General features: G+C 55.5%; 24 protein-coding genes and 1 tRNA gene. 9 read left to right on the top strand and 16 right to left on the bottom strand.

The annotated features are described in order from the left end of the window. Window positions 1-91 precede the first annotated feature (91 nt). Entirely contained in the window at window positions 92-2,011 is a 1,920-nt protein-coding gene (gene traG, locus MY069_RS04855) for an IncP-type conjugal transfer protein TraG (protein ID WP_482795947.1), read from the top strand. A 2-nt stretch (window positions 2,012-2,013) separates the two neighbouring features. After that, complete coding sequence (locus MY069_RS04850) at window positions 2,014-2,436, top strand: ribbon-helix-helix domain-containing protein (protein WP_482795946.1); 423 nt, start codon at window positions 2,014-2,016, stop codon at window positions 2,434-2,436. 155 nt (window positions 2,437-2,591) lie between these two features. On the opposite strand, the gene MY069_RS04845 is transcribed toward MY069_RS04850, so the two are convergent. The 4 genes from MY069_RS04845 to MY069_RS04830 all read right to left on the bottom strand — a co-directional run bounded on the left by MY069_RS04845 (window position 2,592) and on the right by MY069_RS04830 (window position 5,807). Beyond that, complete coding sequence (locus tag MY069_RS04845) at window positions 2,592-4,010, bottom strand: DUF6538 domain-containing protein (RefSeq protein WP_482795945.1); 1,419 nt, start codon at window positions 4,008-4,010, stop codon at window positions 2,592-2,594. A gap of 127 nt (window positions 4,011-4,137) precedes the next feature. Continuing rightward, a tRNA-Gly gene (locus MY069_RS04840) sits at window positions 4,138-4,212 on the bottom strand. A 105-nt stretch (window positions 4,213-4,317) separates the two neighbouring features. Then, on the bottom strand, window positions 4,318-4,761 hold the full coding sequence (locus MY069_RS04835; protein ID WP_482795944.1) for a low molecular weight protein-tyrosine-phosphatase: 444 nt from the start codon (window positions 4,759-4,761) through the stop codon (window positions 4,318-4,320). An 11-nt stretch (window positions 4,762-4,772) separates the two neighbouring features. Further along, on the bottom strand, window positions 4,773-5,807 hold the full coding sequence (locus MY069_RS04830; protein ID WP_482795943.1) for an aspartate-semialdehyde dehydrogenase: 1,035 nt from the start codon (window positions 5,805-5,807) through the stop codon (window positions 4,773-4,775). Window positions 5,808-5,928: 121 nt separating this feature from the next. On the opposite strand from MY069_RS04830, the gene MY069_RS04825 reads away from it, so the two are divergent. Together MY069_RS04825 and MY069_RS04820 are read left to right on the top strand one after the other, a co-directional pair. Then, window positions 5,929-6,300 carry a nuclear transport factor 2 family protein gene (locus MY069_RS04825; protein ID WP_482795942.1) on the top strand — a complete coding sequence of 124 codons (372 nt, stop codon included), beginning with the start codon at window positions 5,929-5,931 and terminating at the stop codon, window positions 6,298-6,300. 136 nt (window positions 6,301-6,436) lie between these two features. After that, window positions 6,437-8,290: a putative bifunctional diguanylate cyclase/phosphodiesterase gene (locus MY069_RS04820; RefSeq protein WP_482795941.1), complete on the top strand. Its 1,854-nt coding sequence runs from the start codon at window positions 6,437-6,439 to the stop codon at window positions 8,288-8,290. Window positions 8,291-8,302: 12 nt separating this feature from the next. Here the strand turns inward: MY069_RS04820 and MY069_RS04815 are convergent, their stop codons facing one another. From MY069_RS04815 to MY069_RS04775, 9 genes are all read right to left on the bottom strand, one after another. Next, a complete protein-coding gene (locus tag MY069_RS04815; RefSeq protein WP_482795940.1) occupies window positions 8,303-9,196 on the bottom strand; it encodes an ion transporter in 894 nt (297 codons plus the stop codon). A 23-nt stretch (window positions 9,197-9,219) separates the two neighbouring features. After that, window positions 9,220-11,613: a phenylalanine--tRNA ligase subunit beta gene (pheT, locus tag MY069_RS04810; RefSeq protein WP_482795939.1), complete on the bottom strand. Its 2,394-nt coding sequence runs from the start codon at window positions 11,611-11,613 to the stop codon at window positions 9,220-9,222. After that, window positions 11,610-12,227 carry a hypothetical protein gene (locus MY069_RS04805; protein ID WP_482795938.1) on the bottom strand — a complete coding sequence of 206 codons (618 nt, stop codon included), beginning with the start codon at window positions 12,225-12,227 and terminating at the stop codon, window positions 11,610-11,612. Before MY069_RS04805 ends, pheT begins: the two co-directional genes overlap by 4 nt. Beyond that, a complete protein-coding gene (locus tag MY069_RS04800) occupies window positions 12,220-12,702 on the bottom strand; it encodes an ASCH domain-containing protein (RefSeq protein WP_482795937.1) in 483 nt (160 codons plus the stop codon). The genes MY069_RS04805 and MY069_RS04800 overlap by 8 nt, the downstream gene beginning before the upstream one ends. Continuing rightward, window positions 12,702-13,775 (bottom strand): phenylalanine--tRNA ligase subunit alpha, encoded by a 1,074-nt coding sequence (pheS, locus tag MY069_RS04795; RefSeq protein WP_482795936.1) that lies wholly within the window; start codon window positions 13,773-13,775, stop codon window positions 12,702-12,704. Before pheS ends, MY069_RS04800 begins: the two co-directional genes overlap by 1 nt. A gap of 97 nt (window positions 13,776-13,872) precedes the next feature. Further along, window positions 13,873-14,235 (bottom strand): 50S ribosomal protein L20, encoded by a 363-nt coding sequence (rplT, locus tag MY069_RS04790; protein WP_482795935.1) that lies wholly within the window; start codon window positions 14,233-14,235, stop codon window positions 13,873-13,875. Window positions 14,236-14,270: 35 nt separating this feature from the next. Beyond that, window positions 14,271-14,477, bottom strand: a complete 207-nt coding sequence (gene rpmI / locus MY069_RS04785; protein WP_070960108.1) for a 50S ribosomal protein L35 — start codon at window positions 14,475-14,477, stop codon at window positions 14,271-14,273. Between the two features lie 397 nt (window positions 14,478-14,874). Continuing rightward, entirely contained in the window at window positions 14,875-15,417 is a 543-nt protein-coding gene (gene infC / locus MY069_RS04780; protein WP_482796679.1) for a translation initiation factor IF-3, read from the bottom strand. A 66-nt stretch (window positions 15,418-15,483) separates the two neighbouring features. Further along, window positions 15,484-16,662, bottom strand: coding sequence for a glycosyltransferase family 4 protein (locus MY069_RS04775; protein ID WP_482795934.1), 1,179 nt, complete (start codon window positions 16,660-16,662; stop codon window positions 15,484-15,486). Window positions 16,663-16,754: 92 nt separating this feature from the next. Here MY069_RS04775 and MY069_RS04770 point away from each other — a divergent pair, with 92 nt between their 5' ends. Continuing rightward, window positions 16,755-17,507, top strand: a complete 753-nt coding sequence (locus MY069_RS04770) for an alpha/beta fold hydrolase (protein WP_482795933.1) — start codon at window positions 16,755-16,757, stop codon at window positions 17,505-17,507. Between the two features lie 60 nt (window positions 17,508-17,567). Next, complete coding sequence (locus MY069_RS04765) at window positions 17,568-18,998, top strand: DUF1254 domain-containing protein (protein ID WP_482795932.1); 1,431 nt, start codon at window positions 17,568-17,570, stop codon at window positions 18,996-18,998. Window positions 18,999-19,044: 46 nt separating this feature from the next. Here the strand turns inward: MY069_RS04765 and MY069_RS04760 are convergent, their stop codons facing one another. Together MY069_RS04760 and MY069_RS04755 are read right to left on the bottom strand one after the other, a co-directional pair. Further along, window positions 19,045-20,289 carry an NAD(P)/FAD-dependent oxidoreductase gene (locus MY069_RS04760; protein ID WP_482795931.1) on the bottom strand — a complete coding sequence of 415 codons (1,245 nt, stop codon included), beginning with the start codon at window positions 20,287-20,289 and terminating at the stop codon, window positions 19,045-19,047. A gap of 29 nt (window positions 20,290-20,318) precedes the next feature. After that, window positions 20,319-21,905: a lysine--tRNA ligase gene (locus MY069_RS04755; RefSeq protein WP_482795930.1), complete on the bottom strand. Its 1,587-nt coding sequence runs from the start codon at window positions 21,903-21,905 to the stop codon at window positions 20,319-20,321. 160 nt (window positions 21,906-22,065) lie between these two features. On the opposite strand from MY069_RS04755, the gene MY069_RS04750 reads away from it, so the two are divergent. From MY069_RS04750 to MY069_RS04740, 3 genes are read left to right on the top strand one after another with little or no spacing between them, the layout of a single operon-like run. Continuing rightward, window positions 22,066-22,488, top strand: a complete 423-nt coding sequence (locus MY069_RS04750) for a hypothetical protein (RefSeq protein WP_482795929.1) — start codon at window positions 22,066-22,068, stop codon at window positions 22,486-22,488. Window positions 22,489-22,491: 3 nt separating this feature from the next. Next, complete coding sequence (locus MY069_RS04745) at window positions 22,492-22,929, top strand: hypothetical protein (RefSeq protein WP_482795928.1); 438 nt, start codon at window positions 22,492-22,494, stop codon at window positions 22,927-22,929. 1 nt (window position 22,930) lies between these two features. After that, window positions 22,931-23,149: a helix-turn-helix transcriptional regulator gene (locus MY069_RS04740; RefSeq protein WP_482795927.1), complete on the top strand. Its 219-nt coding sequence runs from the start codon at window positions 22,931-22,933 to the stop codon at window positions 23,147-23,149. Here MY069_RS04740 and MY069_RS04735 read toward each other — a convergent pair. Further along, complete coding sequence (locus MY069_RS04735; RefSeq protein WP_482795926.1) at window positions 23,146-23,313, bottom strand: hypothetical protein; 168 nt, start codon at window positions 23,311-23,313, stop codon at window positions 23,146-23,148. The two genes, MY069_RS04740 and MY069_RS04735, sit on opposite strands and share 4 nt — an antisense overlap. Window positions 23,314-23,327 lie beyond the last annotated feature (14 nt).

Raw genomic sequence — 23,327 nt, 5'->3', positions numbered from 1 at the left:
GTTTTGCAGGCGTTTGCTTGCGCTCCAACTAGGCTCTGTGCCCGCGTTTCAGCAGATTGCATCGCATGTGTGAAATGCCTGTGAGCCCGCGATGACCCCTGCAAAAATTTTGATCGGTCAGATCATCATTGTCTTCGCCATTATTATCGGAACGCTCTGGGGCGCGACCCAGTGGGCAGCCTATCAGCTTGACTATCAGCCTGCCTTGGGTGTGCCGTGGTTCGTGGCACTGGATACGCCAATCTACAAGCCCTGGCGTCTGTTCCAATGGTGGTACGCCTACGAGGCTTACGCGCCGAAGATCTTCACCAAAGCGGGAATGATTGCGGCAAGCGGCGGGCTGCTCGGCACCGTTGCGGCAGTGATCGGATCGGTTTGGCGCAGCCGATACGAACGCAATGTCACGACTTATGGATCGGCCCGTTGGGCGGAGGAGGGTGATGTTCGCAAGGCTGGTCTATTGAAAAATGATGGGGTCTTTCTCGGGCAGTGGGAAGGAAAGTACCTTCGCCATACCGGCCCCGAACATGTTCTCGCTTTTGCGCCGACGCGGTCCGGCAAAGGTGTGGGGCTTGTCATCCCGTCTTTGCTGTCCTGGACAGGGAGCACCATTGTTCACGACATCAAGGGTGAGAACTGGGACCTGACGTCTGGATGGCGATCTCAGTTCTCGCGCTGCATTCGGTTTGACCCAACCGATCCTGCGTCACCCGGATACAATCCTCTCGCCGAAGTGCGCCTTGATATGAATGTCGTTCGCGATGTCCAAAACATTGCGGATATTCTTGTGGATCCCGAAGGCAGCCTAGAGCGCAGCAGCCATTGGGAGAAAACGGCGCGTGCACTGCTGGTCGGCGCGATCCTGCATGTTCTCTATGTTGAAGACGACAAAACCCTTTCCGGCTGTGCGAGGTTTTTATCCGATCCATCGCGGACGTTTGAAAAGACGCTTGGTGCTATGCTCAAAGCCAAGCATGCGCAGCATGAGGTGAAAGATACGATTGCGCAGGTTGCGCGCGAGCTTTTGAACAAGTCGGAGAATGAACGCTCTGGCGTGCTTTCAACCGCCATGAGTTTTTTAACGCTGTATCGCGATCCGATCATTGCCTCCGTAACTGGCGCAGGTGATTGGTGCGTAGATGATCTCGTTGATGCTGCGCGGCCGACCTCCCTTTATTTCGTTATCCCACCCTCTGACATTTCACGAACTAAGCCGCTTATTCGTCTGATATTAAATCAAATTCTGAAACGCCTGACCGAGCGGTTGGCCGGTGCCGGGCGACGTCAATTACTCTTGATGTTGGATGAATTCCCAGCCCTTGGTCGATTTCAGTTTTTTGAAGAGTCGCTCGGATACATGGCGGGTTTCGGGATCCGCGCGTTTTTGATCGCTCAATCTCTCAACCAGATTGAAAAAGCCTATGGCCCGAGCAATTCTATTCTCGACCATTGCCATGTCCGGATCGCATTTGCCACGAACGATGAGCGTACTGCCAAACGCGTATCAGAAGCCCTCGGCACAAAGACAGAGCTTCGATCACAGAAAAACTATGCGGGCCACAGGCTTGCGCCTTGGTTACCGCATATGATGGTCTCGCGCCAGGAAACCAGCCGCCCGCTCGTGACACAGGGCGAGGTCATGCAGCTTGCCCCCGACGAAGAGATTGTCATGGTTGCTGGGTGTCCGCCCGTTCGAGCGAAGAAACTACGCTATTTCAAAGACAGAAACTTCGTCTCGCGAGTATTGGATGCTTCGAGCCGGACGAACGCCCAGATACCAAAATGCGCTTCACACATTCCTGCGTTTAACCTGACGGCCGCGGCGGAGACGTCGAGCAAACAATTGCAGTTGGAGCTTCCGGACCGATCCGCTGACGTGGCGATCGAGCGCTCGACCCACGAAGGCGGCGAGAGAGATGCCGAGGATGGAGCCGAAGAGCCGTCCAATACGCGCGCAAAGCTCGCCGCTTTGGATCGCAGCGATGATGACGATTTCTTCCCCATGGATTGAACATGACAAAACCACGGATCAACATTCATATTCCAACCGATCTGCACGCATTGCTCTACGAGGAGTCACGGCGCCCCGGCGTGAGCAAAACGGCCATCATTGAAGCAGCGTTGCGCGCGTACTTTTGCCCTGACTCAAAGCTGGGATTGGAAGAGCGTTTACTTGATCGGCTGGATAAGTTCGACATTCGCCAGAGTGCAATGGAGCGGGATATCGCAGTCTGTCTCGAGACGCTTTGTCAGTTCGTGCTTTACTGGCTCACCCGGATGGAGCCGATACCGGATGGCGCACGAGATGCGGCTCAGGCTCTCGGGATAAAGCGGTATGATCAGTTTTTGCTTCAGGTTGCCAGAAAGCTGCAATCGGACGCACCGGGATCGACCGATCGTTTTCAGATAAGCGGTGGGGATGATGCCGGTCACTGACGAGGATGTCAGGCACGCCCGCGATGTCGTCGCCGAAATTATTTCGACGCATGACCCTAAATATGCCCCGCTTTTTGAAATCCTGGATAGCGAAGTAAAACGCCGCGAGACACGTGCTGAGCTGATAAAGAAGACACTCGCCATAACCGATTTGACTAAGATGCGTGAACTGCGTCGAAAGCGTCAAAGAAATCGCTCGGGAAGGGGTGGGTGATTTTACCAAGTTCTTTGGCGCGATAGGTCATGGAGCCGCCAGTTCCATATTCTGGGCGCTTATTTTCATGACCCAGAATCAGCATGCGTAACTCAAAATCGAGACCAGCTTCTTTCATGCGATCTTCAAAGGAATGCCGGAATGAGTAGAAGACGTGATCGGGCGTCTCGAACAGTTTGCGCCTCGCATACGCAGCGCTCACCGCCGCAGAGAATGCATTGATCTTGTCGTGATATTTCGGAAAGCCAGATGGCGCACGTTTCGCCGCCTCAAGCGCAACGCCGAGAAGCGGGATTTCACGAATAGATCCGGTATCGGTTTTTTGTTGTCGATCATCACGTTCAGCAATTCTGAGGTGTGGAACCTTAGCCTCTAAGCAAATGTCTTCCGGTCTGAGGTTGATCAGTTCGCCTGGACGGCAACCGGTCTCAATCGCCATGCACGTTATGAGAAACACCTCGGGACTCAATCCGTCCAAAGCGCCGGTCGCGAGGAATTTTTCGCGAACCCATTTTTGGCTGAATGGAAGACGCTTCTTCTGTTGTGACTTCTTCGTTCTGAAGCTCAAATTGCGAAACGGATTTTGGCGATCCTCTTCTCCGACGAATGTGAAGTACTTGTGATAGAGGTCTCGCATGTCGCCGAAATGCTTATTCGCGGTTTTGGGTGATTTCGGTTTCTGATCGGGATCGAGTGGGACGACTTGATCGTTCCACCATTTAAAGTAAGCGCGCGCATCGTCTCGGCTTATTTCACCGATTGGAACATCGCCGATAATTTCGATAAAATAGTTGAGTGAACGATCTTTCGTCTGCCGCCAGAGCTTGAGTTGTGCCGGTGATTTACCGCGAAGATTCGATATCATGATCTCGTTTTGATAGATCTTCATCGCTTCGCTGACACTTACAGCCGGTTCGTCAACACCGCCAAGCACAGCATCAACCATGACTGGGTTAAGGCGTCCGTCTGAGGTTTGATTTTGATCTACAGCCAGGACCCTTTTGACGATGTCCTCGATTTGGGAGGGATCGGCCAACTGGTCCATCGGGCGGAACCTGAAGCCCGCTGCCAGGGCGCGTGCTTTTGCGATCTCATATCGGGAACGGGCATGTTTGGTGTCCATACGTTCGCCGAGCTTTTCGAGCTTTAGAGACAGTTTGAGTTCGGCCCAATAGTCATCGTCGGCTTCAGCCAATTCGTCTCGTCGCACTTTAGCAACTTCGAGTGATTTTGTGTCTAGCGCGACGCGTATGAATTTTCCGGAATAGAAGGGTAAAAGGGCAGTCGGAACACGCCGATAATAATAAAACCAGCCATTCCTGCGTTTCAGGTATTTTTCTGTAACAAGCGTGTCAGACATGGGATAGTTGTAGCCCAATTTGTATCCTAATTGTAGCCCAAATTGGGCTACAAAGAGATCTTTCTGATCAAAGAACTTAAAAAATCCTGTGTAAACAGGGTGTTGTAGTTTGTATTTTAAGCTGTTTTGGAGCGGGCGATGAGATTCGAACTCACGACCCCAACCTTGGCAAGGTTGTGCTCTACCCCTGAGCTACGCCCGCGTCCTAATGGGTATGTCGGACGCTATCTCGCGACCGAAGCCGCCATAAACCGCAAAACAGGGGGGCGCGCAAGGGGAAAAAGCGGAGCTTTTCGGGGTTTTTACATCAGGCTTGATCGAGCCCGTCGAACAGCGTTTTCATCCGCGTGGTAATCAGGTCCAGAACCTGATCAAACCCATCATCGCCGCCATAATAAGGATCTGGAACGTCCTCATCGCCGAGGAATAGGTCTAAGCTCGCCGGCAGGCCATCGGGCTGTATCGCTTGCAGATCGGCCAAATTGCTTCGATCCATTGCAAACACATGATCGAACCGTCTGAAATCGTCGGGCTCCGCTTGGCGGGCGCGGAGGAGCGATACATCTATGCCGCGGGCAGCGGCGGCGGCGATCATGCGCGGATCCGGCGGGTTCCCGATATGCCACCCACCTGTGCCGGCGCTATCGATCTGCCAGTCAAGGCCGCGCTCGGCGGCCATCGCGCGAGCGATCCCGTCTGCGGCTGGCGACCGGCAGATATTGCCTAAGCAAACAAAGAGCAGGCGTTTCATCTATGGCGCGACTAAGCGGGGACGGCTTCCGGGGCGAGCACGCCACGTTTGATCAATTCTTCGCCAATCTGGACCGCGTTGAGCGCGGCACCTTTGCGGAGATTGTCAGAGACGTTCCAGAAGATGATCCCATTCTCAACCGTTGGGTCTTTGCGGACACGGCTGACATAGCTCGCCCATTCGCCGACGCAATCGACGGGCGTGATGAATTGGTCTTCTTCGATATTGTCGATCAATTGAACACCGTCTGCATTGCGGAACAACTCGCGGGCATCTTCGACACTTAGCGGATCTTCCAGCTCGACATTGACGGCCTCAGAGTGCCCGACAAAGACGGGCACACGCACACATGTGGCGACCAGTTCGATAGACTCGTCGACGATTTTCTTTGTCTCCATGCGCATTTTCCATTCCTCTTTGAACGAGCCGTCTTCCATTGGCACGTCGATTTGAGGGATGACATTGAAAGCAATCTGCTTGGAGAACACGTCCGGGGTCGGCGAATCATTGACGAACATGCCTTTGGTCTGTGTCCAAAGCTCATCCATTCCGGCTTTGCCTGCGCCAGAAGCGGATTGGTAGGTTGAGACGACGACGCGCTTAATACCGGCGGCTTGATGAAGCGGTTTCAGGGCAACGACCAATTGCGCGGTGGAGCAATTTGGATTGGCGATAATATTTTTCGTGCCATAGCCGAGGACGGCCTCACCATTCACTTCAGGGACGACGAGCGGCACATCTGGATCCATCCGCCAAGCACTCGAATTGTCGATCACGATCGCGCCTGCTGCAGCGATTTTAGGGGCCCACTCTTTGGAGACGCTACCGCCCGCAGACATCAGGACCATGTCGACTTGGCTGAAATCGAAGGACTCTAAATCCTCACATAACAGGGTCTTATCGCCATAAGAACACTTACGACCAACTGAACGCCGAGACGCAACCGCATGGACCTTATCGGCCGGGAAGTTGCGCTCATCCATAATGTTAAAGAGCTCTCGCCCAACATTACCGGTTGCACCTACAACTGCCACGCGCAAAGCCATTTGCTCGTCTCCTTCAAGAAATTCGTCCGCCCCTATGTCACGGGTTTTATTGCAGTGCAACTAAACGGACCTGTTGAAAAGAATCTGTTAAACACGATTTAGTGGCAAAGAGGTGGCGGCAATGCACGAAGACATCATCAATCGATACATCCAGAGCTATAATGACCGCGATATCGAGGGCATGCTCGATTGCGTCACCGAAGATGTGATCTTCGAGAATATCTCGAACGCGAGCCAATCGATGCGATTGGAAGGCCGGGAACAGATGGGCGAAGTTGCGCGTCTCTCAGGCAATGCGTTTTCCTATCGCCGCCAGCGCCTGATCAGCATCATTATCGGCGAAGGCAAGGCGGCCGCTGAGATTGAGTTTGAGGGTAAAGCCGCAGTGGACCTGCCAAATGGCGTGAAGGCCGGTGAGACCGTTAAGATCCGCGGCGCAAGCTTCTTTGAGTTTCGCGGGCGTTTGCTGAGCCGGATTGCCGATTATAGCTAACGGATCGGCTTACGTGCGATCTCACGAATGGCAGGTTTTTTAAGGGCTCATTGTCTTAATGAATGCCTACCAGTGCGGTTTTATTTAGGAATTCAACTAAAAATAGATTTTCACCTTAGTCTTGTACTGTGCTCGCATGAAGGTGGGACACGAACATAAGACCGACGCGGAACAGGGCGTATCCGATCGTCTTCGTTTGATCGCGCTGTGCACGGGCGGTTTGGGCCTTTTCATCAACTTCTTCGTTTGCGCCGTCTATATTTTTTCAGGCGCCGCGAACATTATGATGTTTAGCGAAGTGGCGATTTACGCCGTGCTGCTCACGACAATGACCGTCTGCGCGTATCGCCGATATCGGATCAGACAGGCTTTCACAGCCGGATTGCTGGCCATTTTCGCAGTGTTCTGGGTCGGCACATTTATTGAAGCGGTAACCGATCATTCAGCACCATTTGATTTTCCTTTGGTGCTTTTTGTTCCATTATTCCTGGTCATCACGCTGCATCATAAATTGCTAGTTGCAATGGCGCCCGTTCAAGCGGCCTGCGTGTATTTTTATACTTGTGAATTCGCCATATTGGACATTGGGCCGAATTGGTTGCCAAGCGACCAAAACGCTTATGCCTTGTTGATGGCCGCCTCCTCTGGTTTTTCGTTCATTGCTCTCGGTATCGTTTCTTTTGCGCGGGCGCGGACTGACCGCCGGATGCTAGAGCTGATCTCCGAAAAAGAGTCCCTGGCGTCCACGGATGGTCTAACGGGATTGATGAATCGCCGCGCCTTTATGGACGAGTTGCGAGGCCTTTGGTCGGCGCATGGTTCAATCCAGATTGCGTTTGTAGATCTGGATCATTTCAAACCCCTGAATGATCAATATGGCCATTCCGTCGGCGATCAGATTCTGTGCACTGTCTCCGACCGTATCCGATCTGTGCCCTTCGTCGCAGCCGCTGCACGCCTAGGCGGGGACGAGTTTGCGGTTCTTTTAACGCCGGAGGCTGCTGCTGAATCGATCGACGATGTGTTGTCTAATCTGCACCGGATGATCGTTTCTGACATTCGATGGGAATCGGGACTGATCACGATTGGCGCATCGATTGGATATGCGGAAGGTAATCCGCGGCGCCAGTCTTTATCTGGCCTATTGAGATCGGCGGATACGGCGATGCGGCGCGCCAAAGGCAGCCGTTTAGACTGGGCGATTTTCAACCCGCGGATCGACAATGCAGCGCTGGCGACATCGACCCTCGAAGTGGAATTGAAATCCGCGATCCAAAACGGTCAAATCAAAGCGGCGATCCAGCCAATCGCGGACGCAAAATCACGCGAGATCGTTGCCTACGAACTGCTGACACGCTGGACCGATAGCGGATTTGAGCGTGATCCGAGCCCAAAAGACTTTATCCCGATCGCCGAGAAGCTCGGCCTGCTAAATGAAATCCTTTGGGTCACGCTTGATGAAGCGCTCGCGCATTTGGATTTGCGGGAGCTAAGACTCGCGATCAATGTATCTCCGGCGCAGCTGCTGGCCTCTGATTTTTTAGATACGCTGCTGAGCGTACTGGAGCGCCACAATGTCGGGCCAAGCGCGATCACCATCGAGATCACCGAAGAGGTTGCGTTCCGCAATGTCGAACGCAATGTCGCAATCTTGGAGCAGGCACGCAGCTTAGGCATGTCTATCGCGCTCGATGATTTTGGCACCGGCTATTCTTCTTTGTCGATGCTCGACACATTGCCGCTCGATAAGCTTAAAATCGACCAGAGTTTTGTCCGCAAATCCGATCAAAGCGCACAGAGTAAGAGTATCCTTCTGGCGGCGATCCGCTTGGCAAAGCAACTTGGTTTGGAGTCTTGTGTGGAAGGGATCGAAACCCAGAAATTTGCGGCGCGTGTTGCGGTGCTCGGTGCCGATCACATTCAAGGCTATTGGCTAGGACGTCCGCAACTTGTGAAAGACGCCGAGCCGAAGCTTCAGATCGCGTCTTAAAGCGTCTTTTCGCTAGACTTGAGACTGGTCGCGCTCGGCTTCGAGCTCTTCAACTTCGCTCTCAAGCTCGTCGACTTCGGACTCAACCTCGTCCACGCGCTCTTGCAATTTCTTGATCTCGCGTTCGCGAAGCTCATCGGAGAATGCGCTAGCAAACACACCTGCAGGGAGGGCAACCACACCAATCCCGGCAAGCGAGATAATCGCGGCGAACACTCGTCCCAACGCCGTAACCGGATAAACATCGCCGTAGCCAACTGTGGTGAGTGTGACGATGGCCCACCAAAGCGCGCGCGGAATAGACGAGAAGCCTTCTTGCTGTTGTCCGCCCACACCTTCAATGAAATAGAGCGCAACCGCCGAGACGTAGACCAGCGCCAATGCCATTGCGAGCGTGGTCAAAAGCTGCGTGCCAGCGCGTGCAACCGTCGCGCCAAGGACGTCAAAAGCGGGTACAAAGCGGGCAAGTTTGACGAGGCGCGCCAAGCGCAAGACTCTTAGGACGATCAAGACATCATCGCCAACCCCAGCTGGTGTGAAGACAATCCACAAAAGCTCGGGCAGAAACGCGATTAGGTCGGTAATCGCGTATGGGGTCAGCATATAGCGCATTCGGCCACGGACCCCGCGATACCTTGGGTCTTCGCCTGCCACCCAAAGCCGCACGGCATATTCGACCGCAAAAATCGCGACAATGAAGAGGTTCAGATAATCAATGGCCTGCCGCCAGGCAGGCCCGATCGTTTGTTCAGTTTCCAGCGCCAGCGCCAAAAAGCTGATGAGAACCAGCGCAATGATAAAACTGTTGAGCACGGAAAGGCCGGTGCTCTGACGAGCGTCCGGTTCCAATTGGCTATACAGTTTGCTGCGAAGGCCGACGCCTGTGACGACGTGTTGCGTGACCATGCTCGTCCTTCTCCGTTGTGCCTCTATCCTCGTAGCACGCCGCCAGTTGATTTGGCGACTGCGGCGACGATTTTCTCAGAAATCGCTTCGATGTCCTGGTCTTTGAGTGTTTCACCTCGCGGTTGCAACGTGACCTCGATTGCAATTGATTTCTGACCAGGCTCAATGCCTTGGCCTTGATAGACATCGAACACGTCAACGGCTGAAATAAGCGCTTTATCTGCGCCTTGCGCTGCTTTGATGATCGCACCGGATGCCGTATCTTCGCTAACCACGAACGCAAAATCGCGGCGGACTGGCGTGAGATCGGCTTTGTTGAGCACCGGTTTGGTCTTCGTCGTCTTCGCCTTCATTTGAGGCAGCGCATTGAGGTTGAGTTCAAACGCATAGATCGGGCCATCAACTTTCAACGCTTTCAACACCCGCGGATGTAAGGCGCCGAAATGGGCGACTGTCACTTTCGGGCCGAGTTTCAGGCTGGCCGCTTGTCCTGGATGCCAATGCGGCTGGCGCACATCGCCAACTTGGAAACGGGCAGGGGGCTGACCGATGGCTTCCAAGATCGCGAAGAGGTCTGCTTTAGCGGCATAAACATCATAATCCTCGGCGGCGTTCCAATGACGAGCTTTGACCGGGCGGACAAGGCCAGCAACCACAGAGCGCTGGTCTTTCGGGCCATCACCTAAATAAATCGGTCCAGCCTCGAACAGTCGCAGATCGCGCTCACCATAATCGGCGCCGCGCTGCACAGCCAAAGCCAGGTTGCCCAAAATGCTTGGGCGCATTTGGTTTAGCTCGCTGGCAACGGGATTGGCCACGGTCAGGGCGTCGTCGCCGCCGCCGAACAGCTCTGAGAAGCCCTTCGGCATGAAGCTCCAGGTGACGGTTTCTAGGAAACCGCGCGAGGCGAGCGTGCGGCGTGCCGTTCGGACGCGATCTTGGATCGGTGTGGTTACGACCCGCTTGCCACCTGCCAGGGCCGGTAGCGATTCTGTGGGCAAAGCGTCGAAGCCTTCCAGGCGCGCAATTTCCTCGACCAGATCAGCGCTTTGATCGACATCAAATCGCCAACTCGGCACGGTCAAAAGCCAAGTTTCTCCAGTGTCTTCAATGCTGAAGCCGAGGGACTTGATCATCTTTTTCATCATGGCGGGTTTGATCTCAAGCCCGGTTAAGCGGGCCACATCGCCTTTGAAGAATTCGACGGGGTCAGTTCGGCGCGGGGCTTCGCCGGCAACCGAAATCTTCGAGGCTGCGCCGCCGCCATATTCTGTGATCAAGCGAAGCGCCAGGTGAACGCCTTCCACGCATGACATTGGATCAACGCCGCGCTCAAAGCGGTATCTGGCGTCTGAGATGATGCCCGTCGTGCGGCCGGTTCGCGCGGTTCGCAGCGGATCAAACCAGGCGCTTTCGATGAACACGTCTGTGGTGTCATCCGTTACAGCCGTGCTCTCACCGCCCATCACGCCGCCAAGGCCGATGACGCCGCTATCGTCAGCGATGACGCACATCTCTGAATTTACTTGATAGGTTTTGCCATCTAGTGCCTCGCAATGTTCGCTATCCTTGCCCAGACGCGCGCAGATCGACCCGGTGAGCTTCGCAGCGTCATAAGCATGCAAGGGTCGGGCGCGATCGAGCGAGATGTAATTGGTGACGTCAACGAGGAGCGATTTTGGGGTGATGCCAACCGCGAGAAGACGCGCCTGCAGCCAGTCCGGAGAGGGGCCGTTTTTGACACCTCTGATTAGCGCCCCGGCGAAAACTGGGCAGGCATGCGGATCTTCGAGCTTGATTGTGACCGGGCAGGCATAAGACCCGTTCACTTTGCGAACAGGGTCGTCGATGAATGTTCCGGCGCCCGCCGCTGCGAGGTCGCGCGCGATCCCTTTCACGCCAAGCCAGTCGGGACGGTTCGGGGTCACTTCGAAATCGATCACAGGATCGTTGAGCCCTAGCGCTTCTGCCGCGGGGGTGCCGAGTTTGATCGCGTCATCGAGATCAGCGATCCCATCATGATCTTCGCCTGCATTCAGCTCTTTGGTGGAGCACATCATGCCAGAGCTTTCGACACCGCGGATTTTGCGCGGCTTCTTATCAAGGCTGAAATCAAGCCCAGGAATATAGGCGCCGAGTGGGGCATAAATCGCGGTCATTCCGGCCCGGGCATTTGGCGCGCCGCAAACAATTTGCTTTTCGCCATCGACCGTGTCGACGGTACAGACACGAAGCTTATCCGCATCGGGGTGTGGTTCAGCTGCTTTCACCTTGCAGACGGTGAAAGCTTTCAAGTCTTCAGCCGGATTGGTGACGTCTTCCACCTCGAGGCCAGCTTTCAGCATGAAAGCCAAGATCTCATCCAGGGATGCAGATGTGTCGAGATAGTCTTTTAACCAGGAAAGGGGGAATTTCATTCGGATGCCTCTTGGGCTGGTATGGCGTCTAATTCGGATTGCAAATTGTCGAGGCCGATCTGTTCAAACAGATCGTCCTGTTGGGGCACGCATGCCTTGACGGGTTCGGCTCGCGAGCGACCAATTTTTTGGGTGATCCAGCAGCGCTCAAACACTGAGCAATAGCAGATTTCTAAACGCCAGGTCTGCGCGTCTTCGCTAATCTGATGAATATCTTCTGTGGTCAGAGCGCCAACCGGCCAAATCATATCGATGGGGGCGACGCTTTCGCCCGGTGCGAGGGCCCGTCCGACAACCGCTGACCAGGAGAGCTCAAACCCATCCGGGAGCTCAATCTGATCACCGCGAAAAGACTGGATCTTTTCCTCACCGACAAAGAAGTCCGCCGACTCGATCAAAGCGGGCCCAACGCCGCTATTAGTGATTTTGATCCCGACTGCTGTCACGTCGACGCGGTTGCTGACATAGCCATCAACTTGGAGCACTGGGTAGACCGCGCCATGTTGCTGCGCGCGCATGACACTGCCTTGGTCCCAGGCCATATAAACTGCCATGGCAGACGTGATCAACGCGCAGATGGCGACGAGGAATTCGACCTTGTTTCCGTTACCCATGATCCGCTCCCAGAGCCGCAAACCCCTTGGCAAAAGCTTCATCGCGTTCCGCTTTCAAGGCTGCAGGTGCGGCTTTTGCGAAGGCGTCATCTAGAATGCGCGTGACCCGGAAGGTCTCGAAGATCACGTCCATGTCCGGCGTCCAAGTGCCTTCGCGCCGATAATAGGCTTCATGCGCCTCGCGCCAGAAGCGGTATGAGAGGTCGCCTTCGCCTTCGAGCGCCGCCATTTCTGGCGTGACGGAAGAGAATGGCAGCGTTTGCATCGACACAGTTTCGATTTCGCAGACGGGGGTTCCGGCGCCATTGAGGCAGATCTGACGCTCGCCGATCTCGGCGTCGGGGCCATGGACGGCCGCTGAACAGGTGCCTGTTTTTACGCCAGCCACCACCAAGGCGGCCAAACGGTCCGCCAGTTCAGCGCTATCGCCAAACTTAAAGGTCTTCAGACCTTCATATGTTGGGCTGTCGCCCACTAGCTGAGGCCACCGCTGACGCTCGGCGTGAGCCAAGGTTTGAACCCATAATGGCGGGTCCAAGCGGCGTCGGCTTCGAAATAGGGACGGAGGTCCGGCATGCCATATTTCAGCATGGCCAGGCGATCGATCCCCATGCCAAAGGCGAAGCCCTGATACTCATCCGGATCGATACCGCAATTGCGCAGCACGTTCGGATGCACCATGCCAGAGCCGAGGATTTCCATCCAACGGTCGCCCGCGCCGATTTCAATTGTCTCGCCATTCTTCGTGTATTTCACGTCCATCTCAGCGCTCGGCTCGGTGAACGGGAAGAAGTGAGGGCGGAAGCGCGCTTCGACATCGTCGACTTCAAAAAAGGCTTTCACAAAATCGATCAGGCAGCCTTTGAGGTGCCCCATATGAATGCCTTTTTCGATCACCAAGCCTTCGACTTGGTGGAACATTGGCGTGTGTGTGGCGTCCCAATCATTGCGATAGACCCGGCCAGGCGCCAGCACGCGGATCGGCGGCTTCTGGCTCATCATGGTGCGGATCTGGACCGGCGAGGTATGTGTGCGCAGGACTTTCGCGTCGCCGCCTTCTGGCGTTGCCATGAAGAACGTATCGTGGGTCTCGCGCGCTGGGTGGCCTTCAGGGAAGTTGAGCGCGGTGAAATTGTGCCAGTCATCTTCAATGTCTGGGCCTTCAGCGACGGCGAAGCCCATATCGCCAAAGATCGCCGCGACTTCTTCAAACACTTGCATGACTGGGTGCAGCGCGCCGACATGTTCCGGCTTTGGTGGCAGCGTCATGTCGAGCTTTTCAGTTGCCAGCTGCGCTTCCAGCGCGGCATCTTCAAGCACGGTTTTGCGCGCTTCGACGGCATCGGCGACACGGTTTTTCAAGGCATTGAGCTTCGGGCCCATGTCTTGGCGTTCTTCTGGGCTCATTTGGCCCAGCGTCTTCATTAGGCCAGAGACGCGGCCTTTCTTGCCAAGCTCGGCAACGCGGACCGCATCCAGCGCTTGCAAGTCGCTAGCGCCGTCAATCGCTTTAAGCGCTTCAGATTCGATGGTTTGAATGTCGGACATGAAAAGCCCCGTTGGTCTGTTGAAGACAAACGGGGCCATTCCGACCCCGCTTGAAGCGGTCGGATTAGCGGAGAAATGCTAAGGTGTGAACCGGCTTTTAAGCCAGGGCTGCCTTGGCTTTCTCCACCAAGGCGCCAAAAGCGGCAGGTTCTTTGATCGCCAGATCAGACATGACTTTGCGGTCCATCTCGATCCCGGCTTTGCCAAGACCGCCAATGAAGCGGCTACAGGTCATGTTCTCATCATGCTCGCGAACAGCCGCGTTGATCCGCTGGATCCACAGGCTGCGGAAGCTGCGCTTCTTAACTTTACGGCCGACATAGGCGTACTGACCGGCTTTCCAGACAGCAGCTGTGGCGGTGCGGAACTGTTTCGACCGCGCGCCGCGATAGCCTTTTGCGGCTTTAAGGATTTTCTTGTGACGTGCCTTAGCGGGCACTTTATTCCGTGAACGGGCCATATCAGAGGCTCCTTCCTACAAATTCGGTTCAGATCTTATTTCAGGCCGTTCGGCAGAAACTTTTTGATGACACGCTGGGTATCGGCCTTCGCAACAACTTCAGTGCCGCGATTTTGGCGAATATATTTCCCATTATGGCTGATCAGACGGTGACGCTTACCAGCGACGCCATGCTTCAGTTTTCCGGAAGCCGTGATCTTGAACCGCTTTGCAGCGGCCTTTTTGGTCTTCATCTTTGGCATTTCGATCTCCTGTCGAGCACGAGGCTCTTAAGTTAGTCATTTAGAGCAACCAGGCATGCCGTTTTCGGCCCGGCCGCTGCGGAAGGGCGGGTTTAAGCGCAAAAGAAGTGGGAAATCAAGCTGAGTCTTCAGGCTATTCGCCGTTGCGCCATCGCACATGATCTGCTGTGCAAGATAACCCCGCGCGGCGATATGATTCAGATCGTTCGGATTCCGATGTAATCAACGGCGTGTGATAGGCTCTCACAGCCACGCATTGGCAGAATGACGCGGTTAGCAAAGGTGCGTCGCCCGATTTGCAGGCACGGTAATTTGAGACCCAAGGCACCGCTAATACTGCGAAGATGCCAACTAAGGCTAAACCGACGATCGCTCCCCGGCGGTGCGCCTTACGCATTTAGCGCGGCGCCATCACCATTGTCATCTGACGACCTTCAAGCTTCGGCTCGAGTTCGACTTTCATTTGCTCGTCAAATTCTTCTTTGACGCGCTTTAGAACTTCCATGCCGAGATGTTGGTGCGCCATTTCACGGCCGCGGAAGCGCAGTGTGATTTTGACTTTGTCGCCCTTTTCGAAGAATTCCGCGATCTTTTTCGCTTTCACTTCGTAATCGTGATTGTCGATATTCGGACGGAACTTGATCTCTTTCAGTTCCTGCGTCTTCTGCTTCTTCTTGGCAGCCGCTTTCTTTTTCTGCGCTTCATAGCGCATCTTGCCATAGTCAACGATCTTACAGGCCGGGACCTCTTGGTTCGGAGAGACTTCAACGAGGTCCATTCCGGCTTCACGGGCAGCATCCAAGGCAGCTTCGATGGGCATTTCACCTTGTTTTTCGCCATTCTCGTCAATGAGAAGGACGCGTGCGGCGCGAATGTCGCGATTGGTGCGAGGGCCGGTAGGTTTGGCGCGCTCAGGGCGGCCGTATGGTCTGCGGGCTATGGCTAATCTCCTATGGTTGCCAGTGTTTGCGTATACAATATGCCCTTAATCGCGGCATTTTTCAACTCAAGCTTTGTTAAGCAGCAAGCGCGCATAAACATTTAAGGTCGCTGTTTGTAGCTGCTTTTTGCTGTAATTTTCGCGAATATGAGCCTGACCTGCCGCCCCCATAGCCGCGCGCGCCTCTGGGCGCAAATGGATCAGGGTCCGAATGCACGCTGTCAGGGCGGTGACTGAGCCAGGCTCTGCACGCGTGCCGGTTTCGCCTTCGATTACGGTTTCTCGCTGGCCACCATGATCTGCGACGATGACAGGTTTGCCCATCGCGGAAGCCTCCGCCGCCACTCGGCCAAAGGCCTCGGGACGTGTCGACGGGGCAAGGACAATGTCGGCGAGCGCATAGGCGGCTGGCATATCGATTGTGTGCCCCGCAAGCGAAACCGTGCCGCCGAGTTTATGTGCGATGATTTTGTCTTCGAGCTCGGTGACGTATTTGTCTCGGCCTTGTGCGTCGCCAGTGAGGATCAAATGCAGCATCGCGCGTTCATTGCCGTCCAGCGCGCCCACAGCATCGATGGCGAGGGCCTGTCCTTTCCAGCTGGTCAGGCGTCCTGGCAGGACGAGGCGAAGACGGGGCTCGTCTTTCGGAACGCCCCACGACATCCGAACATCTTCAATCCGGTTGGGGGAGATGTTTTCCGGATCGAAGGCCTTTAAATCCACACCGCGGGGGATCGTAGTAATTTTCTCTCGCGGGATTTCGTGCACATCCATGATGTGCGCCGCGGTCCATTCCGAATTCGCGATGACCAGGTCGCCTCGCGCCATGACGGAGTTATAACGCTTCTTAAGCCCAGAGCGGCCGCTATATGCGCCGTGATAGGTCGTCACAAAGGGCGTCTGCGTGCGTTGTGCTGCGACATAGGCGCTCCAGCCCGGCGCTCGCGATCGAGCATGGATGAGGTCAACCCCGTGTTCCGAGATCAGGGCTTCGATCAAACGCGTGTTCTTACGAATGATCAGGGGGTTTTTGCTGGCAGCATTTAAGTGAATCAACTCGCCACCGGCTGTCTTCAGCGCTTTCTCTAGCCGCCCGCCGCTGGTGGCAACCAAGGCTCGCCCGCCAGCGCCGGTAATCGCCTCCGCCATTTCGACTGTCGTGCGTTCGGCCCCGCCCGCCGCCAGGTCAGGGATGACCTGTAGGATGGTTTTACCGGAAAGGTCGGGCCACGCTGATTCGCTCATGGCCGAAGTTTGACTGATTTGGTCGCTGATTGGAATGAAGAAGTTGCCAGCTGCGACGAGCAGTTGCAGTAGATGCACAAAGGAGGCGCGGCATGGAGCACCAAGACTTTGTATCCCCACAAGGGCGGCGATTGGCCTATCGCTATACCGCGCCGCGCTCAGGACTGACCTTCGTTTGGCTGTCTGGCTTCAAATCCGACATGAGCGGCTCGAAAGTGACCGTGCTCGAAGCCTGGGCAAAAACGCAGGGACATGGCTTTTTGGCGTTCGATTATTCCGGCCATGGCCTGTCTGGTGGCGCGTTCGAAGAGGGCACGATTTCCGCTTGGCGCGAGGATGCGCTTGCCGCGATTGAAGGGCTAACGACGGGGCCATTGCTGCTCGTGGGCTCGAGCATGGGGGGCTGGATGGCGCTTTTATCGGCGCTCGCCCTGAAAGACCGCGTGGCCGCCATGGTGCTGATTGCGCCAGCGCCGGACTTTACGCAAAAGCTGATGTGGCCGGAATTCACGCCTGAACAGCAGGCGGAGATCATGGAGACCGGGCAGACGCTCCGGCCTTCTGAGTATGGCGATCCGTATCCGATTACTCGCGACCTGATAGAAGATGGTAGGCAATGGGGACTGCTCGACGACCCAATAGCGCTCGGAATGCCGATCCGGATCCTGCAAGGTATGCAGGACCCGGACGTGCCGTGGGAACATGGGTTTAAACTGGTTGGGGCTTTGGAGAGCGAGGATCTCGTCTTTTCGCTGATCAAGGATGGCGATCATCGGCTCTCGCGGGAGCAGGATATTGAACGCCTGGTCGCGACGTGCGGGGAGCTCGCGCGGTTGGTGGCGTAGACTTGCATGCTTCGGCGATCTAAGCAGATCTCTAGGGCAGTGCGCCGATGGGAGGGCAGCATGAAGGTTTTCGCGAGTGTAACGGCGATCATTCTATTGGGAATTGTTACGGCGTGCGGAGGCGTGGAGACGTCTTCGGAAACGAGCGCCCCTTCGAGCACGGAGCAAAACAGCTCCGAGCAAATGCCCCTTTCCGAGGCCGAGGCGATCTTCGATTACGCCTATCCATTAGTGATCATGAAGATCAGTCAGGATTTGATGCTGACAGTGCCAATCCGGCCGCGCACAAACCCAAATCACTTTATCCACTTTCGGCGACTGGCTCAGCCTGAACAGCGCGCCGTTGTACTCGGTAATCGCAACACCTTGTACAGTGTCGGGTGGCTCGATCTGAGCGAGGGGCCTGTCGTGTTCCGTATCCCGAATATGGGAGATCGTTACTATGTGATGCCGCTCTTGGATGCCTGGACCAATACATTCGAAAGCTTGGGGTCACGGACGACGGGACAGGAGGCGCAAAGCTATCTCATTGCAAATGCTGACTTTATCGGTGAGGTTCCAGAGGGGCATACATTGATTACCAGCCCCACCAATATGGTTTGGATTACCGGACGGATCCAAGCAGACTCCGCCGAAGATGCTCAGGACGCGAGCGCTTTGCAGGACCAGTTCGAGCTGATGACGCTGCACGAGCTTCAAACAGGTGTCGATCCTTTCGAAGGCTTCGCGCCGCAATTCACCTTCGCAAAGGTCGGCCTTCCTGTCCCGTATTCGTTGCGCATGGATGTCGCCGAATTCTATGACACTTTCTTCGCGATGTGGGCTAAGAACAATGGTCCGGTCGCCGACCAAGAGATGGTCGATCTGATGGAAAATGCGGGAATCGTCTTTGGACAGGTGTCACGGTTTTCTGATCTAGCCCCTGACGCGCAAGCCGCACTTGAGGCCGGATTAAAATCCAAACAAGCGCAATACTCAAAGGCGTTTTACGAAGGAACCTCGCAAACCGAAAAATGGCTGTTCAATATCGATCCAGCGATGGGCGATTGGGGCACAGAGTTTGGACGGCGCGCCTATTGGGCAATGTGGGGTCTGGGGACGAACATCTCGAAAGATGCGGTTTACGGTGTCACGCAGCTTGATTCGAATCTGGCGCCGCTAAACGGACAAAACACCTATCGCATGCGATTTGAGGCGGGTGAGCTGCCGCCGACAAACGCGTTTTGGTCTGTTACCAATTATGACGCGGAAGGCTATTTGGAGCGGAACGCGATTGATCGCTACTCGCTTGGCAGCAATCACGCGCTCAATTTCAATGCAGATGGATCTTTGGAATTTCTGTTGTCGAACGCCGAACCCGCCGCGGATGGGGTAAACTGGGTGCCTGCGCCCGAGGGTGACTTCAAGACTTTGCTTCGAATCTATTGGCCCGAAGAAGAGGTTCTTGAGGGCCGCTGGGCGCTTCCAGACGTTGAGTTGGTGGAGCCTTAGTCGGAAGCTGGTAAGTTAAACGGAGTCCGTTTCAAACAGCGTTTGCTCAATAGCGTCTGACGATCTCGAAATCTCTGTCAGGGCGGTAGTCTTCGATACCCGCGGCGCGCTCGCCGGTGAGAATTTCCTTCGCCACAAGCTCCCCAACAATCGGGGCAAGAGACACACCGCTATGCATGATCGCGATATAGGCCGACGATCGAGCCGGGCTGCGCCCAAGCACTGGATGACCGTCGACGGGCAGCGGGCGCCAACCAATGTACACATCTTCAATCTCAGCGGCGAGAATGCCGGGAACAAATTGTTCCGCGATCCGTAGAATACGAAGCGCGTGTTGTTCGGCGAAAGCGGGCTCTGGAAAGCGGTTCGGACGGCCACGTAGGCGTTCGGCATGAGCGTCTGTATCTGGTGCCCCATCCTGCTCTCCGAAGACGATACGGCCATCTTCGCGCTGGTGGATATGAACGCCTGGCGCAACAATGATGCGATTGATCAGCGGCGGCATAGGCTTGGTCACAACAATCACGCCGGGTGTGCTTCTCTGCGGAATATGTATCCCGGCCAATTTCTGTGTCGCGTCAGGATCGGCGCCGGTGGCCAGGACTAAATCATCGACTTGCAACGGCCCGCACGAGGTCGTGAGCTCAACCCCGCCGACCTCCAATGTCTCGACGCTCTCAACGGCGCAGTCTTCTCGAATGACCGCGCCAGCTTTTTGGGCGCCATCAGCCAGCCGTCTTGTCGCCAAGACAGGATCGACGGCGCCGTCATTTGGCGAGAAGGCAACGGTTTCAGCGCTGCCAAAATCGACATTGAGTTCGAGCCTCGAGGTGGCATCGAGGTCGAGCATTTTTGCTGGCTCGCCCCATTCGACTTGTTCGGCAATTTGCTCTGCCAAGCGGCTTTGGCGTTCAGCAGACGGAAACCATTCAAGCGATCCACCCCAGCGCACCGGGATGTCTAACTCTGATTGCAAACGCTTCCAGCCAGCCAAACCAGATTGGTTGAGTGCATGATAGGTCCGGGGCTGCTTGGCCCATGTTGCATTGATCCAAGCAAACGTTCCTCGGCTGGCACGCTCAGCGAGTTTGCCGCGTTCGAGCAGCGTGACGGCGGCGCCGCTGGTCGCCAAATGATAGGCGATGGAGGTGCCGATAATGCCGCCGCCAATCACGGCGACATGCTTTTTCGAGGCGGTGGCTCGAGGGGCGCATGCTGTTAAGGACGCAGATGCGGCGGCGAGTTTGAGGAAGACGCGTCGGTCGACACCATTTCCATGACCCATACTCATCGCACCCCTCCGATCGACTAAGCCTAGTCCTACCGTGCGAGTGCGTCCTCGATCAACTGCGCCGTCTCTTCTACACCGTAGAGGGCGATGAAGCCGCCAAAGCGCGGGCCTTGGCTTTGGCCGAGCAAGACTTCGTACAAAGCCTGGAACCAACCGCGTAGGTTTTCAAACTCATGCTCTTTGCCGACCGTGAAGACCAGCGTTTGCAGCTCGCCCTGATCAGCTGGCGCGTCCCAGGCTCGGAGGCGGCTCGCCAAGTCTTCCATCGCGGCGCGCTCTTGATCATCGGGCGCGCGATAGGATTTGGTCGGCTCCACAAAGTCGCGATAATATTCCATCGCATAGCCGGCGAGCTTGTCCAAAAGCGGATGGCTGTCAGCGGATGCTTCCGGCGCATAGCGTGAGATGAAGCCCCAAAGCTGTTCGCGCGTTTCAGGGTTCGCCGCGCTCACCAGATTGAGCAGCAAAGCGAAGCTAACTGGCGAGGTCTCTGCTGGCGGATTGCCGCCATGGATGTGCCAAACCGGATTGCCGATTTGCTGTTTCGGCTCTTCACTCGGGAACTTCTCGAGGAAAGTGAGATACTCATCCACGGCTTTCGGGATGACGTCGAAATAGAGCTTCTTCGCCACACGCGGCTTTTGGAACTGGTACAGAGACAAGCTCTCTTGCGGCGCATATTTCAGCCATTCCTCAACCGCGATGCCATTGCCTTTGGTTTTGGAGATTTTGGTGCCGTGCTCGTCTAGGAATAGTTCATAGACATATTGCTGCGGCGGTTGGCAGCCGAGAATGCGCGTGATCTTGGAATAGATCGGCGCATTATCCTGGTGGTCTTTGCCGAACATTTCGAAGTCCACACCGAGCGCGGCCCAGCGCATGCCAAAATCAGGCTTCCATTGCAGCTTGGTATTGCCTCCGGTGACGGGAAGGGTGACGTCAGTGCCGTCCTCGTCTTCGAACGTGATCGTCCCGGCTTTTGGGTCAATCGCTTTCATCGGCACGTAAAGCACGCGGCCCGTGGTCGGGGAGATCGGCAAGAAGGGCGAATAGGTGGCTTGTCGCTCAGCCCCGAGGGTTGGCAGCATCACGCCCATAATCTCATCGAACTTTTCCAGTGCGCGTAGCAGCATCGGATCGAACGTGCCATCCTTGTAGCAATCGGTTGCCGACAAGAATTCATAGTCAAAGCTGAAACTGTCCAAGAAGGCGCAGAGCCGCGCACCCATATGCGCGCCATAGCTGTCATGCGTGCCGAACGGGTCCGGGACATCCGTCAGCGGCTTCTGCATGAACGGCTCAAGGCTTTCAGGATTTGGCACAGTTGGCGGCACTTTGCGCATGCCGTCCATATCGTCTGAGATACAAATCAGCTTGGTCTCATAGTCGCCGCCGGTCAGCGTTTCGAACGCGGTTTTCACCATCGTCGTGCGGACGACTTCGCCAAAGGTCCCGATATGCGGCAGGCCAGACGGGCCATAGCCAGTTTCGAAAACAACGGGTCCTTGTTTCGGTTTGCCCTGTTTCTCCATATTGCGCAGGCGTTTGAGCAGGGCGCGCGCTTGTTCGAACGGCCAGGCTTTTGCGGATTCTGCAAGCGATTGGAGATCACTCATGGATCGGGCTCCTTAGTTGAGGGCCGGGAGGTACCACTCCGAGCGCTGCTGTCAAAGGCGGATTCAGGCGTTTTGGCTAGTGTGCGTAAAAAATATTTGACATGTCAAATATGTTTAACCACATGTGGTGTACAAGATTTTTGACACAAGGAGGCGTCGAATGACGTTCAAAGAAAAATCAGCGTGGGTCATGTGCGTGGCGCTGATTGCAGCGGGTGTGTTCTATGCTTGGTCTGTTCTCGGGATCTGGCAGGCGGCTGGCGAAGTTCCGCCGCCAAACGTGCTCGGCCTTGCAGTCGGCGTGATTATTATCATCGCAATTGCGATCTTTGGGCACGCCGTGGCAGCGCTCGGCAATCCAATGGACGCCGAAGCGCCTGAGGATGAACGAGACCGTTTGGTTGTCTGGCGCGCGGGTAATCTCGGCGGCTTGTTGATGGGCGCACTGTCTCTGTGCGCTCTGTTTAGTTTCGCCGTGAATGGCGATGGAAATTTGCTGTTTCACAGCTTGATCGGTGCGCTGACGCTCAGCCAATTGGCTGAATATGCGCTGACCATATTGTATTATCGGCGAGGAGTTTAAGCCATGTCATTTTGGGAAAAGGGCTATCTTGCGACCGGGTTAGCCGTGTTGTTCGCGGGTGCTGGCTATTTTTACTTCGTCTGGCAACAGTCTTTAGTGTTGGGCCAGATCGCTCCGGCGAATTGGGCGACGTTCGGGACGTATCTTGTCATTGTGACGATCATTACGGTGGGAAGTTTTGTTGCGCTCGGAAGTATGGAAGCCCGTCGATCCGAAGATCCAGACACAGTCGGTGGTTTTGATGAGCGAGATCGTTTCGTGAATATGAAATCGCTCGCCGCGACCAGCTACATCACGAGTATCGGCGGATATTTCGCGCTGGTGGGTTTCTTGTTTCATCAGAATGGCGACTTGCTGTTTCATAGCCTGGTCGGCGCGCTCATGATTGGCGAAGCTGTGATGTGCTTCTTGCACGTCTTCAATTACAATCGGGCCTATTGATATGGCCAAGCGACCCCCGATTACCAATCGCGTCAAAGAGTTGCGCGAAGCGAAGGATCAGATGAGCCAGTCGGCACTGGCCAAGGAAATTGGTGTGACGCGTCAGACTGTGATCGCGATTGAGCAAGGCAAATACTCACCGAGCTTAGAAAGCGCGTTTCGGATCGCCCGGGTGTTTGGCGTCGGGCTCGAAGACGTGTTCGGTTGGGACGGCGATTAGAGGCCGGCTGGATGTCCTTCCGGAAGGCGCTGCAAACGGCGACGGGCCAGCAGCTCTCGCGACCGTTCGATCGTCACCGGATCGCCATGCTCGAGAATTGTGCGCTCATTTCGATCCCGCTTCGTGTCACGGCGGAACAATTTAGTGCTGATGAGGCGTTTCATATTGCTTCCCTTCG

This window comes from Hyphomonas sp. ske169 (assembly GCF_056850855.1).
The sequence above is the reverse complement of the archived record's forward strand: the minus strand, read 5'-3'. Positions and strand labels throughout refer to the sequence as shown.

Bases quoted from the DNA above. Each gene is read 5' to 3' on its own strand.
- MY069_RS04735 (WP_482795926.1), bottom strand. From the start codon at position 23,313: ATGAAACGCCTCATCAGCACTAAATTGTTCCGCCGTGACACGAAGCGG.
- traG (WP_482795947.1), top strand. From the start codon at position 92: ATGACCCCTGCAAAAATTTTGATCGGTCAGATCATCATTGTCTTCGCC.
- pheT (WP_482795939.1), bottom strand. From the start codon at position 11,613: ATGAAATTCCCCCTTTCCTGGTTAAAAGACTATCTCGACACATCTGCA.
- MY069_RS04845 (WP_482795945.1), bottom strand. From the start codon at position 4,010: ATGTCTGACACGCTTGTTACAGAAAAATACCTGAAACGCAGGAATGGC.
- rplT (WP_482795935.1), bottom strand. From the start codon at position 14,235: ATGGCCCGTTCACGGAATAAAGTGCCCGCTAAGGCACGTCACAAGAAA.
- MY069_RS04765 (WP_482795932.1), top strand. From the start codon at position 17,568: ATGAAGGTTTTCGCGAGTGTAACGGCGATCATTCTATTGGGAATTGTT.
- MY069_RS04740 (WP_482795927.1), top strand. From the start codon at position 22,931: ATGGCCAAGCGACCCCCGATTACCAATCGCGTCAAAGAGTTGCGCGAA.
- MY069_RS04805 (WP_482795938.1), bottom strand. From the start codon at position 12,227: ATGGGTAACGGAAACAAGGTCGAATTCCTCGTCGCCATCTGCGCGTTG.
- rpmI (WP_070960108.1), bottom strand. From the start codon at position 14,477: ATGCCAAAGATGAAGACCAAAAAGGCCGCTGCAAAGCGGTTCAAGATC.
- MY069_RS04770 (WP_482795933.1), top strand. From the start codon at position 16,755: ATGGAGCACCAAGACTTTGTATCCCCACAAGGGCGGCGATTGGCCTAT.
- MY069_RS04760 (WP_482795931.1), bottom strand. From the start codon at position 20,289: ATGAGTATGGGTCATGGAAATGGTGTCGACCGACGCGTCTTCCTCAAA.
- MY069_RS04745 (WP_482795928.1), top strand. From the start codon at position 22,492: ATGTCATTTTGGGAAAAGGGCTATCTTGCGACCGGGTTAGCCGTGTTG.
- MY069_RS04750 (WP_482795929.1), top strand. From the start codon at position 22,066: ATGACGTTCAAAGAAAAATCAGCGTGGGTCATGTGCGTGGCGCTGATT.
- pheS (WP_482795936.1), bottom strand. From the start codon at position 13,775: ATGTCCGACATTCAAACCATCGAATCTGAAGCGCTTAAAGCGATTGAC.
- MY069_RS04775 (WP_482795934.1), bottom strand. From the start codon at position 16,662: ATGAGCGAATCAGCGTGGCCCGACCTTTCCGGTAAAACCATCCTACAG.
- MY069_RS04830 (WP_482795943.1), bottom strand. From the start codon at position 5,807: ATGGCTTTGCGCGTGGCAGTTGTAGGTGCAACCGGTAATGTTGGGCGA.
- MY069_RS04850 (WP_482795946.1), top strand. From the start codon at position 2,014: ATGACAAAACCACGGATCAACATTCATATTCCAACCGATCTGCACGCA.
- MY069_RS04835 (WP_482795944.1), bottom strand. From the start codon at position 4,761: ATGAAACGCCTGCTCTTTGTTTGCTTAGGCAATATCTGCCGGTCGCCA.
- MY069_RS04825 (WP_482795942.1), top strand. From the start codon at position 5,929: ATGCACGAAGACATCATCAATCGATACATCCAGAGCTATAATGACCGC.
- MY069_RS04755 (WP_482795930.1), bottom strand. From the start codon at position 21,905: ATGAGTGATCTCCAATCGCTTGCAGAATCCGCAAAAGCCTGGCCGTTC.
- MY069_RS04820 (WP_482795941.1), top strand. From the start codon at position 6,437: ATGAAGGTGGGACACGAACATAAGACCGACGCGGAACAGGGCGTATCC.
- MY069_RS04815 (WP_482795940.1), bottom strand. From the start codon at position 9,196: ATGGTCACGCAACACGTCGTCACAGGCGTCGGCCTTCGCAGCAAACTG.